The sequence below is a fragment of the Pseudomonas sp. NPDC086566 genome, assembly GCF_050280885.1.
GTDB classification, from domain to species: domain Bacteria; phylum Pseudomonadota; class Gammaproteobacteria; order Pseudomonadales; family Pseudomonadaceae; genus Aquipseudomonas; species Aquipseudomonas vlassakiae.
In genome coordinates, this window is the sequence record NZ_JBNNWD010000007.1 from 134,835 (window position 1) to 155,479 (window position 20,645).

Sequence of the window (20,645 nt, forward strand, 5' to 3'; positions counted from 1 at the left end):
GTCATTATGGGTGGTAGCTGGGCCGCTATGCAAGGGCCGGGGGGCTCATGGCTAAATGATGACCATCAGAAAACAGCAACAGCGGCTCCATTAGGCACCTGCGCAGGGATAGGGATGGCCATGTTGCCATTCGTGGGCGAGTAGAGAAGACCTGAGCGATTCACGCCAACGGTCCCTGATTCGGTAAGGTCGGCGAGAGCGGCCGGCAGACCTGGTGGGACCGTGCCAGTGACGAAGGTGTAGGACACACCTCCAACTAGGTAGGTTGCGATATTGCTTTGCTTTATATACCAGGTGGGCAGGTTTAATGATGACTCCGGCGGGCTGCCGGAGAAGCTTGGATTAGCCCGTGCAAACTCTGCCGCTGCAGAGCGGTACACCAGAAGGCTTCGACTGATCGCATCAACGGTAGCTGCTTCTGCGCTGTTTTCAATCTGATGTTGGAATTGGGAGCTTATCCCGCCAGCGATTAGAAGTAGGGTTAACGCTATCCAATAAATATACATGGCGTTGTCCAGAGGTTATTGCAGATCTCGCGGCACGGCGTGCATACGAATGGGGCAAGCGATCAGGATTTCAGGGTGCTACCAATCCTAATTGCAAGCTATGACGTAACTGCAAGTTCCTCCGATATTGAACGCGCCTTTGTCATAGAATCCGCAGGTCACTACTCGATTTGCATCAGCGTACGCATAGTTGCCACCAGCATAGTCAGGTCTAGAGGCAGGATGTGGGTTAGCAGCATCTGAGGCTGACCAGGTACAGCTTTCCTGGTTACTTCCACTTGGGAGAGGGATCTGTTGACCGTGGGTAATGAAGCCAGTCAATACCTTGCCTCCGCCGCCTGCTGCTCGCCATACACCAGCAGCGCACGCAGAAGTGGTGCACTGACAGGTTAGAGGGGCGCCAACGTTGTTTTTTGATTGAACGCCAATTTTGGGACAAGCTTGCCCTTCCTGGGCGATGCTCTGAATATCCAAGTATTCACTCACAGTCACCCGGCCATCAGATTGTAAGGTCCCTCCGCGAATTGTTCCGCCTGTGTACAGGCCCTTGTTATTGAGGATACGAACCCAATCTGCGTCCGACTGGTACATCCCTCCGCCCCATTTGTCATTGACCCAGCCCGTGTCATTTTGGCTCCTGAACCATCCATCTCTGCTGACGACGTCAGCAGTCGCATTAATCGCCCGGGCGTTGTTGATGTCATTGGAGCCCATGTCGATGGCAGTGTTCATGCGGTTGTACTCAGGGTGACCAGGTACCGCATTGCGGTAGAGGTAGTCGTTGGCTAGCTGTCCGTCCATCAAGAAAAGCGCGCTGGCCGTATGCCCCTGCCCAGGGTTGATGCCGTAATTGCTGAGGGCGATTTCCCATCCTCCACGCACGCCCTGAATCACACTTGGCTTGAGCGCTGAAACGAAGCCCCCCGGCGCGCCAAGGTGCTCAGCGATCGTGCGGATCCCAAGTTCAGGGATGGCCTGGCCGCCTGTGGTCACCACTATAGCTTCCAGCTGGTTTGCGTTGAGGCGCCTGGCAAGGCCAATGATCGTTTGGCCGAAGCTGTTGGTAGAGCTGAAGCCTGCCGGCAGATAATTCGTGTTCTGCATCATGGCCACGGTGACCTGCACGGGTGCGGTCGGGCCAGCGTTGGCGAGCACCACGGAGTAGTTGTCTTTGAGGTACTTGGCAAAGGCGTCCGCGACTGTCCGCTGGTGTTCAGCGGCGACCCGGTAATCCTGCTGGTTGCCGTAATTGAACATCCAGATCCCAGCAAGAGAAAGCATGATGCTCAACACGATCAGGCCGAACAGCCCATCTATGGTAAGAAAGCCAGCTTGCCCGCGTTTACTGGCCATGCCAGAGACTCCTGTTCGATTGGGTAACGATGTCTTGCTCGATCATCTGAAGATGCCCGCTACGGATTTTCTCGCGGATGGAAGGTGCGTCATCTTGGGTGAGCGATAGCGTTTGGAGGGTGAGCCGCGGCTGTCCGTTATCTGGACGGAAGAGGGTTTGATGGATCACAGCAGTCAGTCCTTGTGACAGTACCTCCAGGGCGTTTGGCATGATGGGCTCGGCGAGTACAGCCAGGCGCTGGATGGCGCCCCAGATGTTCCCGCCGTGGCCGGTAGAGAATATGAGGTGACCATTGATGGATGCCTTGATGACCTCAGCGGCGGTAGGCGTGTCTCGAACTTCACCGACTAGGATGAGGTCGGCGCGAGTTCGAAGAGCGCGAATCAAGGTTTCTGAGTAGCCACCCTGCATACGGGAGACCGGCAACTGGATGCAGCGCCCAGGTCCATGTTCACCTTGTAGGAGGGTTTCTGGCGGATCTTCTACGGTGAGCCCAAGGCCTCCGAGCGATGTGAGGCGAGCCTTGACCGCTGAAGCTGCACTGCTGGTCTTGCCGGTGCCCATTTCACCGGCAAAGTACACCAGGCCCCTGGTTTCTCCCGCGAGCAGGCACTCGTAAATATGATCGGGTAATCCGAGATCCTCGAGGGGGATGATGGTTGCTCTTGACCGGTTCAGTACAAAAAAAGGCTTCGTGAAGACATCCAGGTTGTACGTCACTCGCAAGAGCACGCGATCTTCCAACACGACAGCAAATTCAGGCTCATGAGTCGTCTCGTACAGATGCACACACCGAGCCCTGAGTTCCTGGATCTCAGTCAACCACTCCGTAGGAGCCGCAACCTTGCGAGGCTGGCCAGCCAGCCCCTTCACATCAGCAAAATCATGGCCAAGGTAGAGGTCTACAAACTCAGCATCTGCAATCAAGCTCACGCCAGTCGCCTTTAGTAAGTGGTCCAGGTGATGGAGTTCAGGTCGTTGGAGCAGCTTGTAGTTGCCGAGGCAGGAAGTACCTCGCCGGCTGTTGCCGAGCCACCATTGATCGAGGTCGTGGTCTGCTTATCTTTGGCGATCTTGCTGGCCAGCGTGATGCATGCAGCTTTAGGCACATTGCTCTCGCTGAGGGTGAAGGTCATCCCGTTACTCACAAGGGTGACGGCACCGTTCCACTGGTTCGTCAGGGTGGTACCCGAAACCCCCATCGAACCGGTTCCATCAATCGCGATCAGCGAAGGTACGAGGTTGGTCCCTGAAGTGCCGTATCCAGAGGAGCCCTTAAGTTTCTTGGCGTTAGAGATAATGGTGGTGATGTTGCTTTGCTCAACAGCGGCGTCTGAACTACCGAGCATTTTGTAGCCGATCCAGGCGATGAAACCCAAAGCGATAGTGATGAGCATGATCCACATCACGCCGTCGATGGACAGGAAGCCGCGTTGTTTCTTTGGAGTAGAGCGTTTCATGTGTTGCCTCTGGTCTATGTGCTTAGTGTTGGATTGAATCCATCAGGCCTATGGCCAGCTGGAAGATGCCGACCATCACGAAGATCATGAGCAAGCCCATGATGACTGCGGATAGGGCTGTAAGGGACTTCGAAATCGCTTCCACGCGTTTGAGCATTTGCTCGAGCCAACGATTGGCAAATCGCTCCATTGAGGTGGCAAAGCTTTGGCGGGTGGCTAAAACCTGCAGGAAGTGAATGGCCATCTGGTCTGGGAATTGGTGCCCGGCCAGCTTGAGCGCCGTACCGAAGTCTTTACCGGAGCTGACGCCGTAGTTGATGGCGTCGATTCTTTCTCGCAGCCAGGGAGAGGCGCTGCGGCTGAGGATGCTGAGTGCGCTTAACTGGCCTACGCCGGCGCGGAGCATCACCGACATGTTCAGCAGGAAAATCGACCCATGGAGGACCTTGTAGATCGACCAGGGCGGGATGCTCTCGAATCTCATCCTGGTGCTCTGCAGTATCCGGCTGAGCTGTGTTTTCCATACCGGGCTGTTGGGTCGAACTTGTAAGCCACAAAAGTATGGAAGCGTCACGAAAGAAAGGAAGACCAGGGTCAGCACGACTGCCACGATCAAAAGCCCGTAGTTCGTGACCACTTTGGAAATGACATAGAGGAGACCCGGGATGCCGGTCCACAACTCCGGATCTTGTCTCTGAGCCATCGACGGAACCATCCAAGTGGCGATGACATATAGCAGCGTCCCCATGAGGCTCCAGGTGATTGCAGGAAGTGCTACAACCGAGATGACCAAGCGAGCTATGCGTTGACGGGCTTCGATGAGTCGAACGCAATCACGAAACGCTCCTACGAGGTTCCCTGTCTTTTCCCCGGTCTCGACCAGCGAGGCTTCGTCGTATGGCAAATGTCCCCTGCAGGCATCAGCGAGGGATTTCCCTCCTCGCACGAGCATGGCTACTTGACCGCAAATAACTGACACCGGGTGCATTGTTTTTCCATCGCTGCTAAATGCTTTGGCAACGGTCTCCAGCGCCTCTTCGATCGCAATACCGTCCTCAAGCACCCCCATCAGGCTCTCGTAGAACTGAATACGTTCGTTCTTGCCAAACTGCTTGGCGTAGAAAGTGACTACCCAGCCCTGGGCGGCCTCGCGCAGGCCGGTCCAAAACTCCAGGAGCAACTCACTCATCTGTCTGCTCCATTAATTGCCTGTCGAAGTCGAGCGGCCCCGCAAAGAGCTCGGCATCGCGCGGGTCTACGGTGCCTTCGGAAATCTTCATGATTGCGTGCGTGATTTTGGTGATCCCACCCATCTCCTTGACCCAGTACCTGCGGGCCGCGCTCGCGCCGCGCTTGGTGAACGTTTCCATGAGCTTCACGTTGGTCAGCAAGGTTTCAGCAATGACTGTGCGGTCGACAACGCCGAGGTTTTTGCACTGGCTGCAGCCGTCACCGATGAGATTTACCTGGTCGACGATCTGAAGCTGCTCCAATCGGGCGAAAAGATCGCTGCTGATACCGTGTTCGTGTTTCTTCAATGGAACTCGACAGGCAGGGCAGAGGACTGGCACTAGCGACTGGTTTACGATTCCAGTCGTCAGCAGAGGGTCGGTGACCAGGTAATCAGCGACCCCCATATCAATCAGGCGCTGAATGGAGGCGATCGCATTGTTGGTGTGTAGAGTCGACCAGCTCTGGTGACCAGTCATAGCACCGGTATATGCGGCCTGTGCAGACTCCAGGTCGCGCAGTTCGCCGTACATGAGGACATCGGGGTCAAGCCGTACCGCGTTGGTAATACCGTCGCCCCAAGACTCACCGACGTAGATCGGTGACTGGTTAGCCTTGAGCGGATACTCCGGGGGATGCTCGAGCGTGAGAATGTGTCGGGAGCCGCCGGTCTCGTCATACAGCAGATTGAGATTGACTTGGAGGGTCTTCGATTTACCGGAGCCGGTTGGACCAGTGATCAGGTTTAGTCCGTAGGGGAGGCTTCTCAGTCTCCTGAAGTGCTCGGTCTGCTGAGGCAGGAAACCTAGTTCTTCGAAGCTCTGCTTGGACGTGTCGTCGTACAGCAAACGCATCACCATCAACGGGCCATCGACCAGCGGCCGAGTTGCGACCCGAGCACCATACAGACCCAGCTGGTCGACGAATTTGCGGCTCACACGCGCATCTTGGGCGATGTGGGGCTGATAATAATCGCCTGAGACGTCGCACATGCTGTTGTAGAGCGCGGCACAGAATTCACGACCTACGTCGCTTTTTTCCTGACGGACCTCCTGCAGGACGCCGAAGAGCCGGTATTTGATCCGAGTGACATCGTGCGAAACGACAATGTGGATATCACTCGCGCCGCGACGATGGGCGTCCCCCATGAACTCCACCACCTGGGCTTGGCGCTGTGTCTCGACCAGTGCCTTCATGCCCGTCGACGCTGAAGCCTGGTACAGCGCTTTGATCTCCGTCATCGATGCGGAGATGACCTCGAAGTTGATCCCCTTGTGGTCTAACTGATCCATGAAGGACATGACGTATGGGTCGCGGACATGCTGAGGGGAGATGTACAACTTCCCATCGGCGGTCAACGCAAGGACCTGTCGCAGGTCGTCTTTGATTGAGTGAGGCCCGCCTGGTGCAGTCAGCACCGCCACTGGCAAGGGGGCCAATGCCAAGTCGATAGGCTCGAGATCGACGGGCTCTGCGGATAGCTCGGTCATGGTCATGCTCCTCAGCGTTGGCCTGGCATGAGGCCAGGCAGACTCTGTTGTGGTTGAGATACGACTCGGTTTCCGAATCCCAAGGGGAACCGCTTCCCTTCCTTGCTCAATACCACCCCATCGAGCGTGATCTGTTGGACTCGGAAACCGTCGGGTACCTCGCTTCCCGGCCTGGCGTCGACCTCGCTGCCGTCGCTGTAGATAAGGCTTGCCCGCAATTTCTGTCCTGAGCCGCTGATTTCTTTCACTACGGGAAAGGACGACTGGCGCGGTGAAGGAGAGGCCGGCGTCATGGTGGTCGTGAACCCAGGCGCAGCAAACTGCGCCACTGGCTGAGGGGCGTTAGGGAGTGTGCCGTTTGCTTCGAGTTCGGCCTTGCTGCGCTCGGCCTTAGCCTTGAACAGAATGGTTTCGCTCTGCACCTTGCCGAGCTCGCCGACGTTGATGCCCGAGAGGTCCGGGACGGCAGCAATGGCATTGGTGATCGGCAGACAGCAGGCCAGGAACAAAAAGCTGAGGTTATTTCGCATATAGGACTCCTGTGACCGACCAGATCAGGTGGTCAGCCTTGTATTCGGTCTTGATCTCCTGAAGGCGCAGTCCCTGGGTCGGCGCGCCATTGAAGGAGTCGTAAGGCAGAACGCCGGAGGTGTAGGACAGCTGGTACTGCTTCCACTGAGGAGGTGGGGGCGGCGGTGGTGCGGGCTGGCCCGGCAGAGCTGGCTCCTGGGGAATAACCACAGGTATGGATTGCAACTGTGGCTCCTGAGAGAAACTGTGGAACCAGCTGGTTAAATTCTCGAGCGCGTCCTTGGCCTCGACCAATGCGTCGTCACCCGCAGCGTCAATAGCAATGTCGAACCTGAGGATCCCTGACTTTGCCTGGTCGGTGAATTCCGGCTGTATGGAGAAAAGCTGTCTCACAGCTGTCGTGAAATCGTGAGCAGTGCTGTTACCAGCACGGTCGTAGGACGCCACGATTTGAGAACCGTTGCACTCGGCCTTGTTGATGGGCCAGCCCTGAATATTCAGGGGCAACTGGTACATCACATGGCTGCATGCCGCTACGAAGTCGGTGACTGAGGGTTGTTTCGCCCAGGGGTGTTCCAGCGCCTGGAGAGGTTGCTCTGTCCCTGTCTGCCGCTGTAGTTCGGCCAGCTCCTCGAGGCGCCTCTTTTCCGCTTCGATGGCAGCCTGGCGCGCGATCTCTGCCTGGTGGGATTTCCATTGTGACCAGGCCAGCAGGCCGCCGCCAATCAAGAGGACCACCAGAAGCAATTGGGCCAGTTCAGGCTTGGACATACCAAACACGAGGGGACGTAGCCGATACTCACGCTTGAGCCGCGATGGTTGGAGTAGTTCGTCGATGTCGATGAGCTCGCCACCCATGGCAAACTCGATCGGCAAGAACTCTCGCTCGAACTGGATGCCGCGGCTGCGTTGCTGCAACACCCGTTTACGGACCTCTGATGCCGTGGCAATCAGATCGCAACCCGGGATGATCCGGCCTTCATCGACAGCTACAACTGCATAGCGATCTTGATCGGCATCGACGGCCCAGGCAGCAATCCACGAATCACCAAGCTGGCCAGCCAAGGTTGCCGCCAGCGAGTACATGCCTTTGTGCACGTCAGCCGATCGGGAAACAAAGCCCGCCTGGATCATCCGCGACGTTCTTCGGATAGCCACAATGTCTAGGCCGTGCTCATGGCCATACTGCCGGGCTTCCTTCATGTAACTGGTCATGTTGCCCAGGGGCGTCCAAAGCATGCCAGTGACGAAGACGCGCCCACGGTGCTGGATGGTCTGCACCCGGCTCGACGGTTTGGGAGTGTCGCTGTTCATGAGCGCCGCCACTTACAAGTTGTCCGGGAGGACAATTGGGGTCACCAGGACCACGAGGGCGCTGTGGGACGTCAAGCGAGTTCGCCCTCCGCCCAAGCCGAAGAAGCTGGGGCTGCCAACACCGGATTTACGGGCGTCATCCCCGTTTTCGTCGAAGCCAGTGAGAATCAGCGTCTCACCGCTGCGCAGACGGACCTTAGGCGCGACGTTTTTGGTGTCGTAGTCCGTGGTCTGAACTTTGGAGTCGTTGCTCTCGAAATCCTTGAAAACTGGCTTGCTGCTTATGCTGAGGGTGATCATCAGCAGCATGTTTTCTTTGTCCAGGAGCTTGGGCAGCAGCATCATGTTGAAGCCACTGGTAATCGTTGCCGGTGTCAGCGCGGTGCTGGAGCCGACGGATGCAGTGGTGGTGGTCGAGCTGGAGGCGACATAACTTTGGACGTTGCCAATCTGAATCGGTGCCGGCTGCAGGTTCAGCGTGGTCACAGATGGGGACCGCACTTCGGAGACACGCCCTTGTTCTGACAGGGCTTGCACAACGGCCTTGGAGCCTGCCCATGGAGAGCTCGAAGTATCGAGAATGCTGCCGCTGGCAGAGATCGCCTCTGAACTGATACCGGCGACGGTGTTGCTCAGGCCGAAGCCCCATTTTCCAGAGATGGACTTGTAGACAGCGCTCCAGTTTACCGCCGTCTGGTCGCTGTCGCTGAAGTTCACCTCGTAGACCTTCACGTTGAACAGCACCTGGCGCGTGATGCTGCGGTTGGTATCCCTCAGGTAGGCCGAGATTCGATTCAGCACCTCCGGCCGGTCGCTGACGGTGAGCGTTCCGGTGGAGCGAGAAAGATAAAGCCGCCCTGGAGGCTGCATGCTGAGCATGGCCTTAACGTTGCTCTCGATGTCGCTCATCAGCGAGGTCTTGTACGTGGACTTGGTGCTCTGGTTGCTGCCGGATTCACCCGTGGCTCCCCCCGAAGAGGTCGAAGAGCCCGAGTCTCCATTCCCCGTAGAGGTCAGCAGGCCAGATTTGACAGTGCTCTCGATCTCAAGCTCATCGCCAAACGTCCAGACATCGAAGGTGCGGGTGTCGAAGTAGGTAATGCGCGCGGCCTGAACCTCCGGATCGAAGTGCCAGGAGAGTCCGAGGCGTGATGTGGCTTGGTTCAGCAGCCCGGAGGTTTTGCCGTTGTAGTTCAGCCCGGAGATCAGCCCCCCGCTGTTGAGGCCCAAGTCGAATGAGCTTGCGCTGCCAGGCATCCCGCCCGCTATGCCATTTGGCAGAAGGCCGGCTAGGCTATCTGGATCAGGTACAGCCTGAGCGGCGGCGCGTGTGGTAGTCCCGGCAGACTTCGAGGCGAGGATCCCGGGGTTCAATGCGTCAGGCGCGACAATGACCTGCAGACCGGTTTCCTTGGTGATCAGCTGAGCCACGTCGGTGATGGACACTGGGCCTGCAGGCCGATAATAAATGTCACGATCCAGGCTGAACGGAAGCCCGCGCCTGGTCACCAGCGGCTCCGTAGAGACCCACGGCTTATTGCTGAAAACGACCGTGTCGCGGTTCTGCTGTGGCTGCTGGTTGTGCAGGAACTTGTTGTACTGGCTAGCCGTGCGGCCCTGGAACTCTGCTCTGTCGAACGACTCATTGACGCGTTGAACGGCACAACTGCTCAGCAGCGCCAAGGCAATCGGTGTCAATGCCCAGCGGACCCAAGGATACTGGTTCATTTCTTCTTCCTCTCAGCGACGTACAAGACGCTCTGGGAGCCTTCGCTACCGTCGACGACGAAGGATCGCGGGGCATTGTCGTAGAGCGGAAACAGCTGCTTGATGGCTTCCTGGAACGAGCCTTCGAAATGCAGCGGTGCCTCGATCGGATAGTTGAGGTCTTCCTGGGCCCAGATCACGCGCCACCGGGCTTTCTTGGCCCATTCCTCAACGCTCTCGCGCAGGGTTGATCCAACTTCGGCCGTCCATATCTGGGGCAGCGGCCGAGGTGCGGGTTTGACCTCTATGGCCGGGGCGCCGACTGCGGTACTAGAGGCGGCAACCGCTGGCTTGGAAGCTGCCTGTTTGTTCGGCACTGTCGTTGCTTGGAACGCAGGCGTCGAAGATTTAGCCGCGGCGGTTACGGTCGCAGCCGGGATAGAGCCATCCTTGGCGGGTGCCACTGGGGGGAGCACGGTAGCCACTGGCGCTAGGGATGCGACAGCGGGCGTAGTGGTGGAGATGGGAGGGGTACTAGGCACTGCGGCGACGACTACGCCCGGCGTCGAGCCCGGTGTGGCGGAGCTGGTTTCAGGAGACCGCGCTTTGTCGGCGTAGAGCTGGCCTGTCGGCGTCGACGGGGTTGGCAGTTGGTAACCGGGGCGAAGCACGAAGCACACCTGACGGTTCACTTCATCGATCTTTACCTGCCAGGCTGGGCCGGCGAGGATCTGGAGGGTATTGCGGAGCGTCATCGGGCCAAGTTTGTACTGGGCTGCTGGCAAAGGTCGGGTGTACAGGATGTTGACGTGCTGCGAGCTGGGCGGGCAGAGGGCGTACCCTGACCGGTCGACCACATACAGCATGGCATCCCGAACACTTGGGTTCATGCTGGAGGGGATGGTCACATCGATGATCTGTGCCATCAGGTCGCGCTGGCTCGCATCGGGTTGGGTGCTCACCAAGGTGTAGCGGCCATACCGAACGACCGGTTCTTTCTCCGGACTTGCTCCGTTCGGGTAGATGTCCGGAGACAGCCATTCGGGATTACGGCTGTTATCGAGCGCCGGCTTCGGCGGCTGCTCAGCCTTCTGAATCGCACAACCCGCAACAATTGCGGCGAGCGAGAGAGTGGTCAACTGCCTTATCATGAGGCCCCCCTGTAGTCGTTGAGGGCACGGTGACATTTGGCAATTTCCTGTGCAGCAGGAAATCAATAACTCGCAGGATTGGAATTTCAGCGAGCTGTAACAGTGTTCACAGCTATGCAGATTTAGTGGCGACCCACTAGGTATAGAGGTTGGTGCTAAGACCCCATAGCGGCCCGATACGAAGGGAGGGGCGGCCAAAAGCTGCGATTTACTGAACGCTTATAGAAGTCCGCTGAGCAATTCTTGAGCGATTTTGCCGCCTGCGTGGACTTCATTCGTCTCATATTCGGTCAAGACACTAAAGCATCTGGTAGCGCTAGTATATCGGAAGCCGGGTGGTATGGGTCTATCTCCAAGCATTTCTAATGCCTCAACGGTGCGTGCCTACACTAGTATTGTGGCGCCGAACTCTCAATATAGCGTCTTTCTTACCCCATTCGTAGCGTTCTCGAAAAGCGACTTGGAGACCATTCGCGAAGGCAAATGTTCAAATTCGAGCGTCTGGTCAAAGAGCGCTTATAATCCTTTAGTTGCGCTAAAGCTTTTATCCATAAAAAAAATGCATTGAATTCTCGCGTCGCAGACGGTGAGATAATCTTGCAGGTAACGTTCTGCATACCATCCCCTCTCCCTAATCGATCAATATCGAAAAGAGGACGCAATCCGTGCGCAAGCTAATCAAATCCTTAGGGCTGTTATCCGTTGTCATGCTCGCCGCTCCGTTCCTTGTTCACGCAGCAGAGGCCAATGAAATGGATGAATCAGCCTTCGTGGTGCACAAACTGACTGAATTTCTCTACGCTATTGGAGAACCAACCTACTACCAGAGAAATTACTCATACCTGTTAGTAGGAGAGAAGCAGGCTTTAATGTTTGACGCAGGTGCTAACCAAAAGGAGGATATCACAGCGGTGGCCAGGACCATCACTGATAAACCTCTCTCTGTGCTACCCTCGCACTTGCATTTTGACCATCTAGGCGGACTGCATAATTTTCAAAGCGTGTACTTAGTTGATATACCTTTTACTCAAAAATTCAAGCGTGAAGATGGACTTTATCACGTCCCGGAACCTGTATACCTGGGGAACTTCGACCACATGGTTGTGCCGCCTTTCAAGGTTGCACGGCTGGTGAAACCTGAGGAAGTGATCGATCTTGGTGGTTTAAAAGTTCGTGTGCTTAGCGTGCCTGGGCACACCCAGGACGAAGTGGCCCTGTTCGATGAGGCACATGACATCCTGCTGGCAGGAGATCATCTTTACCCATCCTGGCTTCTCGCCGGAAACCTAAAGGATTACTTGTCGTCTCTGGACCGCACTCTAAAGATCATCAGTCCTAAGACCGCTGTCTACGGTGCCCATGCTGATGAAGACCCAACAAGGGTACCGGCCATGACTTATGACCAAATTGTGGCTATCCGCGACAAGATGCTGCAAATTCAGACCGGACGAGCCAAAGCGGAATCTTTCAGTGATCCAGAACTCATTCGGAGCTCCGAACTCTATAAAGTAGAAAATGACATCAGCATACTAACCAAAATACGCTTCACAGATGGTCGGGGATTCGGCTACTAGTTAGAAAGGCAGACTGTCTCAAGAAGCCAATCGATGAACGCCCGGACTTCCGGGCATTCACGCGCACTTTCCGCACATACGACATAGTAATTGTGCAGTGCCGGTACGGAGCTTGGTAAAGGACATACCAATTTTCCTTCGTCAAGATCTCGTTTTGATACGATTTCGTCACTCAGAGCGACACCGAAACCTTCTCGTGCCGCCTGAAGCACTATACCGAAGTCTTCGAAGTACGCATTCTCGAACCCACCCCGCAAACAACCAGCCTCTGCTAGCCAACGCTGCCACTGGCTTCCGTCGTCCTCGTGCAAAAGCCTATGCTTCAATAGGTCCTCTACTTTATGAATGGCCATCGGTCCACGCAAGAACTGCGGGCTGCATACGGGAAGCAAGCGGATACCATGAAGTTCGCGCCACCAATACCCCGGCCACGCGGGGGTACCGTATACCACAGCAACATCGGCTCTACGCCAATCCACGTGAGCCATTTTTGCTGCCGTTATCACGGAAACCTTTAGTGATTGCGATTTGCACATCAAGCGTAACAGAGGCGAGACCAGCCATTCGGTTCCCACAGCTGGCGGAATAGACAGTGTGATACTGACGAACTCCTGCTTTTGCTCATTGTCTATTACTAGTTCGCCTACAGCATCATTGATTTCGCGAAGAGCGGCAGCGACACGCGTATGGAGCTGGCGGCCGTTTGAAGTAAGAACCAATTGACGCCCCCGCTTGGAGAAAAGCTCCACGCCGAGACTAGATTGCAGAGCTTTGAGCTGCTGGCTAATGGCACCCGTAGTGACATGGAGTTCAACCGCTGCGGCAGCAAGACTGCCTAGCCGGGCGACGCATTCGAAAACTTTAAAGCTATGCAATGGGGGAAGTGCCATCGGGGATCCGGTTTAATTCTTGCTAACAAACGGGAGCAATTGCCTACTAGAATTCTGCCAGTGGTGTCCTGAACAACGACTTTTGGTACAAAAATGCGTCGGTTCCGTAATAGGATGGCTGCTTTCAGCTGATCTAGCAAGCTCGAACGACGTATGGTTCCCTCGCATTGCGTTCGAAACGATGTGAGCAGGTATGGATAATATATCATCGGACCGATAGTCTGACTGAGAAAGGCCGCACCTATCAATGGCGCAGATGATTCATGAAAGAACGTTGTTTAATCTTAATTTGTAGCAACCGCTATCGCTTTACAATGCGTTTTCTTTTTGTTTCATATCAGTTTATGGCCGAAGAAAAGATGGATAAAACGCCATTGCCGAGAACGCAGCGATTCCGACGGGGTTCTAATAACAGAGTTTAGCGCGTGAAAAAATGAATATGCCTCCGAAACAATGAAACAGAGGATCACTCGCAGCGTCGCAAAGTAGTAGGAGAAGGAAGCAAAGAGAGTCAAATGGAACAAGACCGGGTAAGCACTGAGATTGAGCCGGTTACGGCTCGGCTTCTGGCCTATCCCTGCCGGAATCTACCAGCAGGGATCGACCTCTTTGGCTGTAATTCCGAGCCTTCAGGTGCCAGTTTTGATTTTGGTCCAACTCCGCGTGCGCAGTCGCTCAAGACGCAGCGGTAGGGTTTCAAGCGGATACAGGGTGCTCATGACCTCGGTGGTCGGGTAGAGTGCGGGGTTGTTGCGCAAGGACGCGTTGATCATGGGGGTAGCATCCTTGTTGCCGTTAGGGTAGCCCACGTAGTTAGAGTTTTGTGCTGTGACTCGAGGCTGCAATATGTAGTTCATAAAGGCGTAACCCTGCTGCGGGTGAGGGGCATCCTTAAGTAGGACCATATTCTCTATCCACACCGGCGCACCCTCACGCGGTATGCTGTAGGCGATATTAATGCCGCTGTGGGCCCTCTCGGCATTCTGCTGGGCGCTATAGACCGAACCGCCCCAGCCGACTACCGCGCAAATGTTACCGTTGGCAAGGTCTGAGGGGTATTTCGAGGAGTCGAAGTACATGACGTACGGACGGATGCTGCGCAGAAGCGCTTCGGCTTTTTGATAATCGTCCGGGTTCTTGCTGTTCGGTGGTAGGCCCAAATAGTGCAGTGCGATAGGGATAATCTCCACCGGCGCGTCTAGCATGGCCACGCCGCAAGTGCTCAGCTTGCTGATGTTCTCCTTCTTAAAAATCAGGTCCCAGGAATCGACTGGTGCATTAGCCCCCAGCGCCTGGGTGACCTTGTCAACGTTGTAGCCAATGCCCGTGGTACCCCACATGTAGGGCACCGCGTAGCGGTTCCCAGGGTCGTTCACCTGAAGTTTCTTCAGCACTTCCGGGTCCAAGTGTGACCAGTTGGTTAACTGAGTGCGGTCTAGCTCCTCCAGCACTCCGGCCTTTACGAAGTTTGGCAAGAGGTCGTCCGGAACCATGACCACATCGTAGCCGCTGCGGCCGGCCATTAGCTTGCTTTGCATCGCCTCAGCATCATCGAAGACGTCCTGCACAAGAGCGATCCCGGCGGCGGTGCTGAGCTCCTTGGCGGTCTCCGGAGCGAGGAAATCGGACCAGTTATACAGGTGCACGGTTGGCTGCTCGGCCTGAACGATGCCGAATGAGAGTAATGAGGCCAGGCCAATCGAAATGAAGATAGGACGTTTCATGCAGGGCTCCTGGCCGGCCTGACCCGCATGGGTGGCCGGCAGTGTGTTATGGCAGGTAGCGAATGGCGCTTGGGTAATGGGATTATCAAATGGTCGCCCAATTGCGTGTTCGACGCGCGCGCGGGGCAAACGTAAACGCTTTATTCAACTGTTAATCGCAGAGCTCGCGGGTGTGTGCGATTTGCGCGAAGTATCGACAAAGTGCCGGCACTCGCGATTGAAGGCTACCTGCTATGAGCTTACGCAAAATCATCTGGGGCTTTCTGTTCTTGTTTTTGTGTGTTTTGGTGGATCTGACTGAGTTTGAGTTATTGCCTCATCCGACTATCAGCTCACGCAGCCCACTGGCGTGTTCGATCCTTTCACCCGGCAGAGCGATGCGCTGGTTGGCGCGGTAGTCGTGGTAGGCACGAGCCTTGCCTATCAGCGTAAGGTCCAAAGTCACGGTATGGCGCGACTCGCCTCGGCCTGCGTTGAACAACGTTCGACCAAAAGGATCGACCGCCAGGCTGTTGCCCACAAACACGCAACCGTCTGGCCCTTCGCCAACTCGGTTGGCTACCACCGCAAAAATTTGGTTCTCCATCGCACGCGCCATCACCGACACGCGATGTACGTTGTCCTCCGGTTCGCACAAGCCATCGGTTATTAGCACCACCTGTGCATCGAGCGCTGTTAGCGCCCTCGCGGTCTCGGGGAATTCGCTGTCGTAACAAATCAGCAGGCCAATACGCACGCCTCGCCATTGGACGGTCGCGAAGCGATCCCCCGGTACCACGATGCCGTGCTCAGGCACCCACAGGTGTGTCTTGCGGTAGGTGAGCAGGATTCCCTCCGGAGCGATAAACAGCGTGGTGTTGTAGAACGTGCCGTTGGCGTTTTCGTACAACCCTAGTACCACCGCCACATTGTACCGACGCGCGGCCTCAACCACCGTCTGCACGGCTTCGCCATTGATGGCTTCTGACAGCATGCCCACGTCTTCTTGGGTGAGAAATCCGGTCAGATGCGACTCAGGAAACAGCACGATGTCGGTGTCTGAGGCACATTGGGCAATTGCGTCCAGGATGCACCTAAGGTTGTAGGGAGTGTCGCCGTCACGTGTCGTCGTTTGCACCACTTCGATCTTCATGGGTTTCCATCTCGCTTTGTCCGCCGATTTGGGGCGGATGACTTTTACTAAGGGTGATGCAAGTATGAAAACAACGACTATTAAAGCAATTACGCCGATTGGTTAACCTGGGGGTAGGTATGGGCCTGAGTCTGCAAGATCTTTCATGGCATCAGGGCATAGGCCAGTGTATTGAGCACCTTGATCGGCCCAGTTTCTGGCGCACGCTGGCCACGCTGCTGGGCGACTTCATCGAGGTGGACACTTGGGTTGCCTTGCTATTCAGTCATGACAAACCCCTGATCTTCGACCAGAGTCCCTATGACCGGGAGGGGCCCGACCCACTGGTAAGCGAGTACGCTAACGGCCTGTACCTGCTGGACCCGTTCTACATCAATAGCCGGGAGCATCCCTCGACCGCTCTGGTGCGGCTGGCTGACATTGCCCCGGAGCATTTCCAGCAGACCGATTACTACCGCTTGTATTTCACTCAAAACGTAGTCACCGACGAGGTGCAGTTCAATGTGGTGTTAGGTGAGGGACGCATACTATGCCTGTCTCTGGGCGGTTGCCGGCGCTTCAATGCCGAGCAGCTTGCCCTGTTGGAGCTTGTACGCCCCTGGTTGATTGGCCTGATGCGTCAACGCCTGCGGTTCGAGGGCCTGCCGGAGCGGGCGCCCGCGAAACCAGCCGTGAACTGCGTTCAGGGCCGCGACGAGGCGCGCCGGCAACTGGAGTCGGTGCTCACCGCACGAGAGTTGGATGTGGTACGGCTGATTCTTTCAGGGCACTCCAACAAAGAAGCGGCGATCAAACTCGATCTCTCCGTCGAGACGGTGAAAGTCCACCGGCGAAACGTTTACCGCAAGCTGGACGTGAATTCGCAGAGTGAGCTTTTCTCATTGTTGTTCTTGCCTGGTGAGCGCTTCGGCAGCCCGCGCTCCATCTCTTGATAACCCCCACGGGTTAATCATTCGGCGTTATAGGAATCTACGTCGAGATCCGCATACTTGAATGGCTGGCGTCTGAGCGAGCACCCATAGCCTTTCGTGGCGCACGCTGCGAAGCCTGTTCTCAGCCTCCGATAAGAACACAAGAGAGGATGACCGATGGCCCATACCATTCCTGACCAGCCCCCTGGATGTATTGCTGTTAGCTGGGAGGTCGGCGATGCATGAGTCGACTTCCACTCCCTTCAAACTGTCGCTCACTTCGCTGGTGGTTTTTGGCCTAGCGTATATGTGCCCAAGTCTGGTAATAGTGATTTTCGGGGTGATTGCCGAAAGCAGCCAAGGCATTGCACCCACGGCCTTCCTGCTTGCCTCGGGTGCTATGCTGCTGTCGGCTCTGAGCTACGCCAAGCTCTCGAGCATGTTTCCTGCGTCAGGCTCGGCCTACTATTACGCCAAGCGCCTGCTAGGCCCGTGTTGCGGGTTCTTTGTGGGCTGGACGGTGCTTCTGGCGTATTTGTTCATGCCAATGGTGGCCTGGCTGTTGCAGTCGGTTTTCCTCAACGCGCAATTCCCTACGATCCCCACCTGGGGTTGGCTGTTGATAAATATCGCCCTGACCACTGCCGTGAACATTAGAGGCATGGCGTTGACTGACCGCTTGAACAAGTTGCTCACCGCACTAAGCGTGCTGCTCGTGCTGTTGTTCGTGGGCTATTGCCTGAAGTATCTAGCGGGTCAGTCGCAGGTGGGCTTCACCCAAGCGGTGTGGAATGACAATAGCAGCATCGTCGGGCTGACCGCCGCCGCCGCTATCGCAGCATATTCCTTCCTAGGGTTCGACGCGGTGACCACCCTTGCCGAAGAGGCCGAGCGACCGCAGCGCGACATCCCTCGTGCGGTTATCCTGGTGATCAGCCTGGGTGGTCTGTTGTTCACCGCCGTGGCCTACATTCTGCAGTTGAGCCACCCCGGTGGCCAGTTCAATGATCCTGAAACTGCCACGTATTCGATCTCGATTGCTGTGGGCGGACAGTTTTTTGCGGATTTCATCAACCTGGGCGGAATCATCGGCGGTTTTGCATCATGTCTGGCGGTTCAAGTCAGTGCTAGCCGCTTGTTGTTTTTCATGGGGCGTGAAGATGTGTTGCCTCGACGTTACTTTGCGCGCTTGCAAGGCCGGAGCCAGACACCGAGATTCAACTTGCTTTTGATCGCTGGACTTGGGTGTATCGGTCTGGTCGCGGATGTCAGTTCGGGCGCCTCGCTGATCAACTTCGGTGCCTTTTTGGCTTTCGCCGCGGTTAATGTCTGTGTAATCGTCTGTTATTTGCGCGAGCGGCACAAGCAACGCTTGAGTGCGCTAGGGTTCGTAGTGTTCCCGCTGCTAGCTATTGGGGCGAACCTCTATCTACTATGGTTGTTGAGTGCTGAGGTGATTCTAATTGGCGTCGTATGGTTGGTGTGCGGTGGATTTTACCTGATGTGGCTCACAGCAGGGTTTTGCAAGCCTACGCCCGGGTTGATCGAGGTGGAGTCCTGAACGTGTTTTATTACAATGCCCAAGAGTGTCGGCGAGACCTGCGATTTACCCATTCTTAGTGTACCAACCATTCCGGGGAGTTTACTGGGCTATAGTCTCGGCCAGCATGGCCTTAGCCAACGCGTCCTGCTGCTCTTCTGGCTCAATGAGCTCCAAGCTGACCTGACGCTTCGCTAAGAGCATTTGCCACAATTCCTGATCGATACTGTTCTCGACGAGGGGGATCTTAACGATCACGGTTCGAAGTTGGCCATTCCTGTACGCTCGGTCTTCGGCCTGGTCCTGTTGTCCTGGGGTCCAAGGCAAACCCAGGAAGAAAACGTAGTTGGCGGCAGTGAGGTTGTTCCCGGTACCGGCGGCTTGGGTGGTGCAGATGAAGGCCCTGGACTCGGGATCACCCTGGAACTTGTCTATCGCCTTCTGGCGTTTGGGTAGCGAGTCGCTACCGACCAGGGTGACGTTCCCGATACCGGCTGCATCGCACAGTTGCTTGAGGCGCGCTACGGTAGGCTTGAACTCGCAGAAGAGGATCATCTTGTCTTCGGGGTCCAACTCGCTAACAAGGTCCATAGCGACCCTGACCTTCAGCTGTTCGAGGTAATGGCGAAGCGCGCCGAGCCTGGCAAAGATAGGCCTGTCCTCGAGGCGAATGCTGTCGTACTTCTTCCGTTCCCCCACCCCCATCGCCACGGGCAGCAACTGCCGGTGCTTACCCTTGAGTCCGGGGAGAACGTCTTTCCGCCGGCGAAGCATCCAGTCGCCCAGTTCTGCCCGGAGGTTTTGCCGGAACTCTGGGCTGCCGGCGAAGCGCTCGCAGAAATCGCTGAGGGGCAACTGGCCGATCGGGTGCCCCGATAGACGTAGCAGAGTGTGCAGCTCCGTCTCGCGATTAAGTACAGGCGTGCCTGTCAGCAGATAGCGATTCGGCACCTTGGCGGCAATATCGAAACCATGGCGTGTACGCTCGGCCGTGGGCTCCTTCAGCTGGTGTGCCTCGTCGACCACTAGAACGTGGTAATGCTCAGCCAGCAGCACGTAGTCGCCGAGGCGCTCGTAGTTGATCAGCATCCATTGGACCAGCGGGTCGTGCTTCTGCACAGCGACTGCCGCGTCGGGGTAGACCGCCAGGATTTCGCGCTGCCAGTTGATCAGCAATGAGGAAAGGGTCACCACGAGGATAGGGCGACCGGCTGCACTGATATGCGCCGCGATGATGGCCTGGCGCGTCTTGCCGAGGCCCATATCATCAGCCAGCAGTGCGCTGGTGCGCTGGAGCAGGTGAGCGATGCCAGCAGGCTGGTGATCGAGCAGGGAATAGCCGACCAGGGCCTGAGCGATCGTTGCATCTGAAAACTCGGTGCGTTCAATCGGGGAGACGGCAGCTAGGTAGATGTCGTTGGAGCTCTCCTCACCGGTGGCGGCTGTCGAGGGTTCCTGAGCAGCACCGCCCAGGGTGATGCGCGGGATGTCCGCTGACGGCACGACGGAGCCATCGCCCAGCAGCTCCTGCACCACGTCCAGGATCTCGAACTGTTCCTCGACTAGGCCAAGCTCCAAGATCAAGTTGCTGCGCAGGATCTCCGCGGTTGCATTGATGCGCCAGGAGCTTGATCGGCCCAGGAATACGCCCCTCATCCGGCGGGCCACTGCTACGACTCCAGGATGATAATCTCCAGACAGCAGCACACCGCCGTCGGCTAACGGGGCAATCCGCAGCAGCATTCCATAGATGAAAGCGTCTCGGCGTGGGTTGGCCAGTGCGCTCTCGATCTTCTGGCGGAAGGCTTGCCATGATTCCGTGACCTTGCCACCGGCCAGATCGATCAACTGGTGGTAAATAAGGTCCAGCTCGTCGAGTAACTTGGCCTTGGGCACGCGCCAATAACGGCAGAGTGGGTGGTCGCCGCGGCGAATGAAGAATCCGCTACGTGCGAACATGACCTTGTTGGCGCCTTCAATGTAGGGCATGAGGATGCCCATGTCGTAGCCGTCAAACACGGCGTTTTCGAGCAACACTGGCTGGCTGTTGAGGAGGCGTGGTCGTTTCAATTGGCGTCCGCTGACTGCACCCGTAAGAGCGAGCAGATTGGCAGCTGGGGGAGAGCGGCTA

General features: G+C 56.5%; 17 protein-coding genes. 3 read left to right on the forward strand and 14 right to left on the reverse strand.

The features are described 5' to 3' along the window. Nucleotides 1-65: 65 nt before the first annotated feature. The 10 genes from pilM to ACQKPS_RS17680 all read right to left on the reverse strand — a co-directional run bounded on the left by pilM (nucleotide 66) and on the right by ACQKPS_RS17680 (nucleotide 10,743). The gene (gene pilM, locus ACQKPS_RS17635; RefSeq protein WP_427605133.1) at nucleotides 66-506 is read right to left on the reverse strand and encodes a type IV pilus biogenesis protein PilM; all 441 of its coding nucleotides are present in this window, start codon (nucleotides 504-506) and stop codon (nucleotides 66-68) included. Nucleotides 507-593: 87 nt separating this feature from the next. Continuing rightward, entirely contained in the window at nucleotides 594-1,859 is a 1,266-nt protein-coding gene (gene pilV, locus ACQKPS_RS17640; protein ID WP_427605135.1) for a shufflon system plasmid conjugative transfer pilus tip adhesin PilV, read from the reverse strand. Continuing rightward, entirely contained in the window at nucleotides 1,849-2,793 is a 945-nt protein-coding gene (locus ACQKPS_RS17645; RefSeq protein WP_427605137.1) for an ATPase, T2SS/T4P/T4SS family, read from the reverse strand. The genes pilV and ACQKPS_RS17645 overlap by 11 nt, the downstream gene beginning before the upstream one ends. 11 nt (nucleotides 2,794-2,804) lie before the next feature. Beyond that, entirely contained in the window at nucleotides 2,805-3,320 is a 516-nt protein-coding gene (locus ACQKPS_RS17650; RefSeq protein WP_427605139.1) for a type 4 pilus major pilin, read from the reverse strand. Nucleotides 3,321-3,342: 22 nt separating this feature from the next. Next, nucleotides 3,343-4,509: a type II secretion system F family protein gene (locus ACQKPS_RS17655; protein ID WP_427605141.1), complete on the reverse strand. Its 1,167-nt coding sequence runs from the start codon at nucleotides 4,507-4,509 to the stop codon at nucleotides 3,343-3,345. Next, nucleotides 4,502-6,040, reverse strand: coding sequence for a GspE/PulE family protein (locus ACQKPS_RS17660; RefSeq protein WP_427605143.1), 1,539 nt, complete (start codon nucleotides 6,038-6,040; stop codon nucleotides 4,502-4,504). Before ACQKPS_RS17660 ends, ACQKPS_RS17655 begins: the two co-directional genes overlap by 8 nt. Before the next feature lie 11 nt (nucleotides 6,041-6,051). Beyond that, complete coding sequence (gene pilP, locus ACQKPS_RS17665; protein ID WP_427605145.1) at nucleotides 6,052-6,570, reverse strand: type IV pilus biogenesis protein PilP; 519 nt, start codon at nucleotides 6,568-6,570, stop codon at nucleotides 6,052-6,054. Further along, nucleotides 6,560-7,885, reverse strand: a complete 1,326-nt coding sequence (pilO2, locus tag ACQKPS_RS17670; RefSeq protein ID WP_427605147.1) for a type 4b pilus protein PilO2 — start codon at nucleotides 7,883-7,885, stop codon at nucleotides 6,560-6,562. The genes pilP and pilO2 overlap by 11 nt, the downstream gene beginning before the upstream one ends. Before the next feature lie 12 nt (nucleotides 7,886-7,897). Then, complete coding sequence (locus ACQKPS_RS17675) at nucleotides 7,898-9,613, reverse strand: PilN family type IVB pilus formation outer membrane protein (RefSeq protein WP_427605149.1); 1,716 nt, start codon at nucleotides 9,611-9,613, stop codon at nucleotides 7,898-7,900. After that, a complete protein-coding gene (locus ACQKPS_RS17680; RefSeq protein ID WP_427605151.1) occupies nucleotides 9,610-10,743 on the reverse strand; it encodes a TcpQ domain-containing protein in 1,134 nt (377 codons plus the stop codon). The genes ACQKPS_RS17675 and ACQKPS_RS17680 overlap by 4 nt, the downstream gene beginning before the upstream one ends. Before the next feature lie 665 nt (nucleotides 10,744-11,408). Here ACQKPS_RS17680 and ACQKPS_RS17685 point away from each other — a divergent pair. Then, the gene (locus ACQKPS_RS17685; RefSeq protein WP_427605153.1) at nucleotides 11,409-12,317 is read left to right on the forward strand and encodes an MBL fold metallo-hydrolase; all 909 of its coding nucleotides are present in this window, start codon (nucleotides 11,409-11,411) and stop codon (nucleotides 12,315-12,317) included. On the opposite strand, the gene ACQKPS_RS17690 is transcribed toward ACQKPS_RS17685, so the two are convergent. The 3 genes from ACQKPS_RS17690 to ACQKPS_RS17700 form a co-directional block, all read right to left on the reverse strand. Next, on the reverse strand, nucleotides 12,314-13,207 hold the full coding sequence (locus ACQKPS_RS17690) for a LysR substrate-binding domain-containing protein (RefSeq protein ID WP_427605155.1): 894 nt from the start codon (nucleotides 13,205-13,207) through the stop codon (nucleotides 12,314-12,316). The two genes, ACQKPS_RS17685 and ACQKPS_RS17690, sit on opposite strands and share 4 nt — an antisense overlap. A gap of 629 nt (nucleotides 13,208-13,836) precedes the next feature. Next, on the reverse strand, nucleotides 13,837-14,931 hold the full coding sequence (locus tag ACQKPS_RS17695) for a polyamine ABC transporter substrate-binding protein (RefSeq protein WP_427605157.1): 1,095 nt from the start codon (nucleotides 14,929-14,931) through the stop codon (nucleotides 13,837-13,839). Nucleotides 14,932-15,247: 316 nt separating this feature from the next. Further along, the gene (locus ACQKPS_RS17700; RefSeq protein WP_427605159.1) at nucleotides 15,248-16,063 is read right to left on the reverse strand and encodes a carbon-nitrogen hydrolase family protein; all 816 of its coding nucleotides are present in this window, start codon (nucleotides 16,061-16,063) and stop codon (nucleotides 15,248-15,250) included. A 119-nt stretch (nucleotides 16,064-16,182) separates the two neighbouring features. Here ACQKPS_RS17700 and ACQKPS_RS17705 point away from each other — a divergent pair, with 119 nt between their 5' ends. Further along, nucleotides 16,183-16,995, forward strand: coding sequence for a LuxR C-terminal-related transcriptional regulator (locus ACQKPS_RS17705; RefSeq protein WP_427605161.1), 813 nt, complete (start codon nucleotides 16,183-16,185; stop codon nucleotides 16,993-16,995). A 217-nt stretch (nucleotides 16,996-17,212) separates the two neighbouring features. Next, a complete protein-coding gene (locus ACQKPS_RS17710; RefSeq protein ID WP_427605163.1) occupies nucleotides 17,213-18,535 on the forward strand; it encodes an APC family permease in 1,323 nt (440 codons plus the stop codon). Nucleotides 18,536-18,616: 81 nt separating this feature from the next. On the opposite strand, the gene ACQKPS_RS17715 is transcribed toward ACQKPS_RS17710, so the two are convergent. Further along, the gene (locus ACQKPS_RS17715; protein WP_427605165.1) at nucleotides 18,617-20,584 is read right to left on the reverse strand and encodes a DEAD/DEAH box helicase; all 1,968 of its coding nucleotides are present in this window, start codon (nucleotides 20,582-20,584) and stop codon (nucleotides 18,617-18,619) included. Nucleotides 20,585-20,645 lie beyond the last annotated feature (61 nt).

What these genes read in the sequence shown, in the direction of transcription:
- pilV (WP_427605135.1), bottom strand. Translation starts at nt 1,859, where the DNA reads ATGGCCAGTAAACGCGGGCAAGCTGGCTTTCTTACCATAGATGGGCTG.
- pilP (WP_427605145.1), bottom strand. Translation starts at nt 6,570, where the DNA reads ATGCGAAATAACCTCAGCTTTTTGTTCCTGGCCTGCTGTCTGCCGATC.
- ACQKPS_RS17650 (WP_427605139.1), bottom strand. Translation starts at nt 3,320, where the DNA reads ATGAAACGCTCTACTCCAAAGAAACAACGCGGCTTCCTGTCCATCGAC.
- pilM (WP_427605133.1), bottom strand. Translation starts at nt 506, where the DNA reads ATGTATATTTATTGGATAGCGTTAACCCTACTTCTAATCGCTGGCGGG.
- ACQKPS_RS17700 (WP_427605159.1), bottom strand. Translation starts at nt 16,063, where the DNA reads ATGAAGATCGAAGTGGTGCAAACGACGACACGTGACGGCGACACTCCC.
- ACQKPS_RS17690 (WP_427605155.1), bottom strand. Translation starts at nt 13,207, where the DNA reads ATGGCACTTCCCCCATTGCATAGCTTTAAAGTTTTCGAATGCGTCGCC.
- ACQKPS_RS17695 (WP_427605157.1), bottom strand. Translation starts at nt 14,931, where the DNA reads ATGAAACGTCCTATCTTCATTTCGATTGGCCTGGCCTCATTACTCTCA.
- ACQKPS_RS17705 (WP_427605161.1), top strand. Translation starts at nt 16,183, where the DNA reads ATGGGCCTGAGTCTGCAAGATCTTTCATGGCATCAGGGCATAGGCCAG.
- ACQKPS_RS17675 (WP_427605149.1), bottom strand. Translation starts at nt 9,613, where the DNA reads ATGAACCAGTATCCTTGGGTCCGCTGGGCATTGACACCGATTGCCTTG.
- ACQKPS_RS17660 (WP_427605143.1), bottom strand. Translation starts at nt 6,040, where the DNA reads ATGACCGAGCTATCCGCAGAGCCCGTCGATCTCGAGCCTATCGACTTG.
- ACQKPS_RS17655 (WP_427605141.1), bottom strand. Translation starts at nt 4,509, where the DNA reads ATGAGTGAGTTGCTCCTGGAGTTTTGGACCGGCCTGCGCGAGGCCGCC.
- ACQKPS_RS17680 (WP_427605151.1), bottom strand. Translation starts at nt 10,743, where the DNA reads ATGATAAGGCAGTTGACCACTCTCTCGCTCGCCGCAATTGTTGCGGGT.
- pilO2 (WP_427605147.1), bottom strand. Translation starts at nt 7,885, where the DNA reads ATGAACAGCGACACTCCCAAACCGTCGAGCCGGGTGCAGACCATCCAG.
- ACQKPS_RS17710 (WP_427605163.1), top strand. Translation starts at nt 17,213, where the DNA reads ATGCATGAGTCGACTTCCACTCCCTTCAAACTGTCGCTCACTTCGCTG.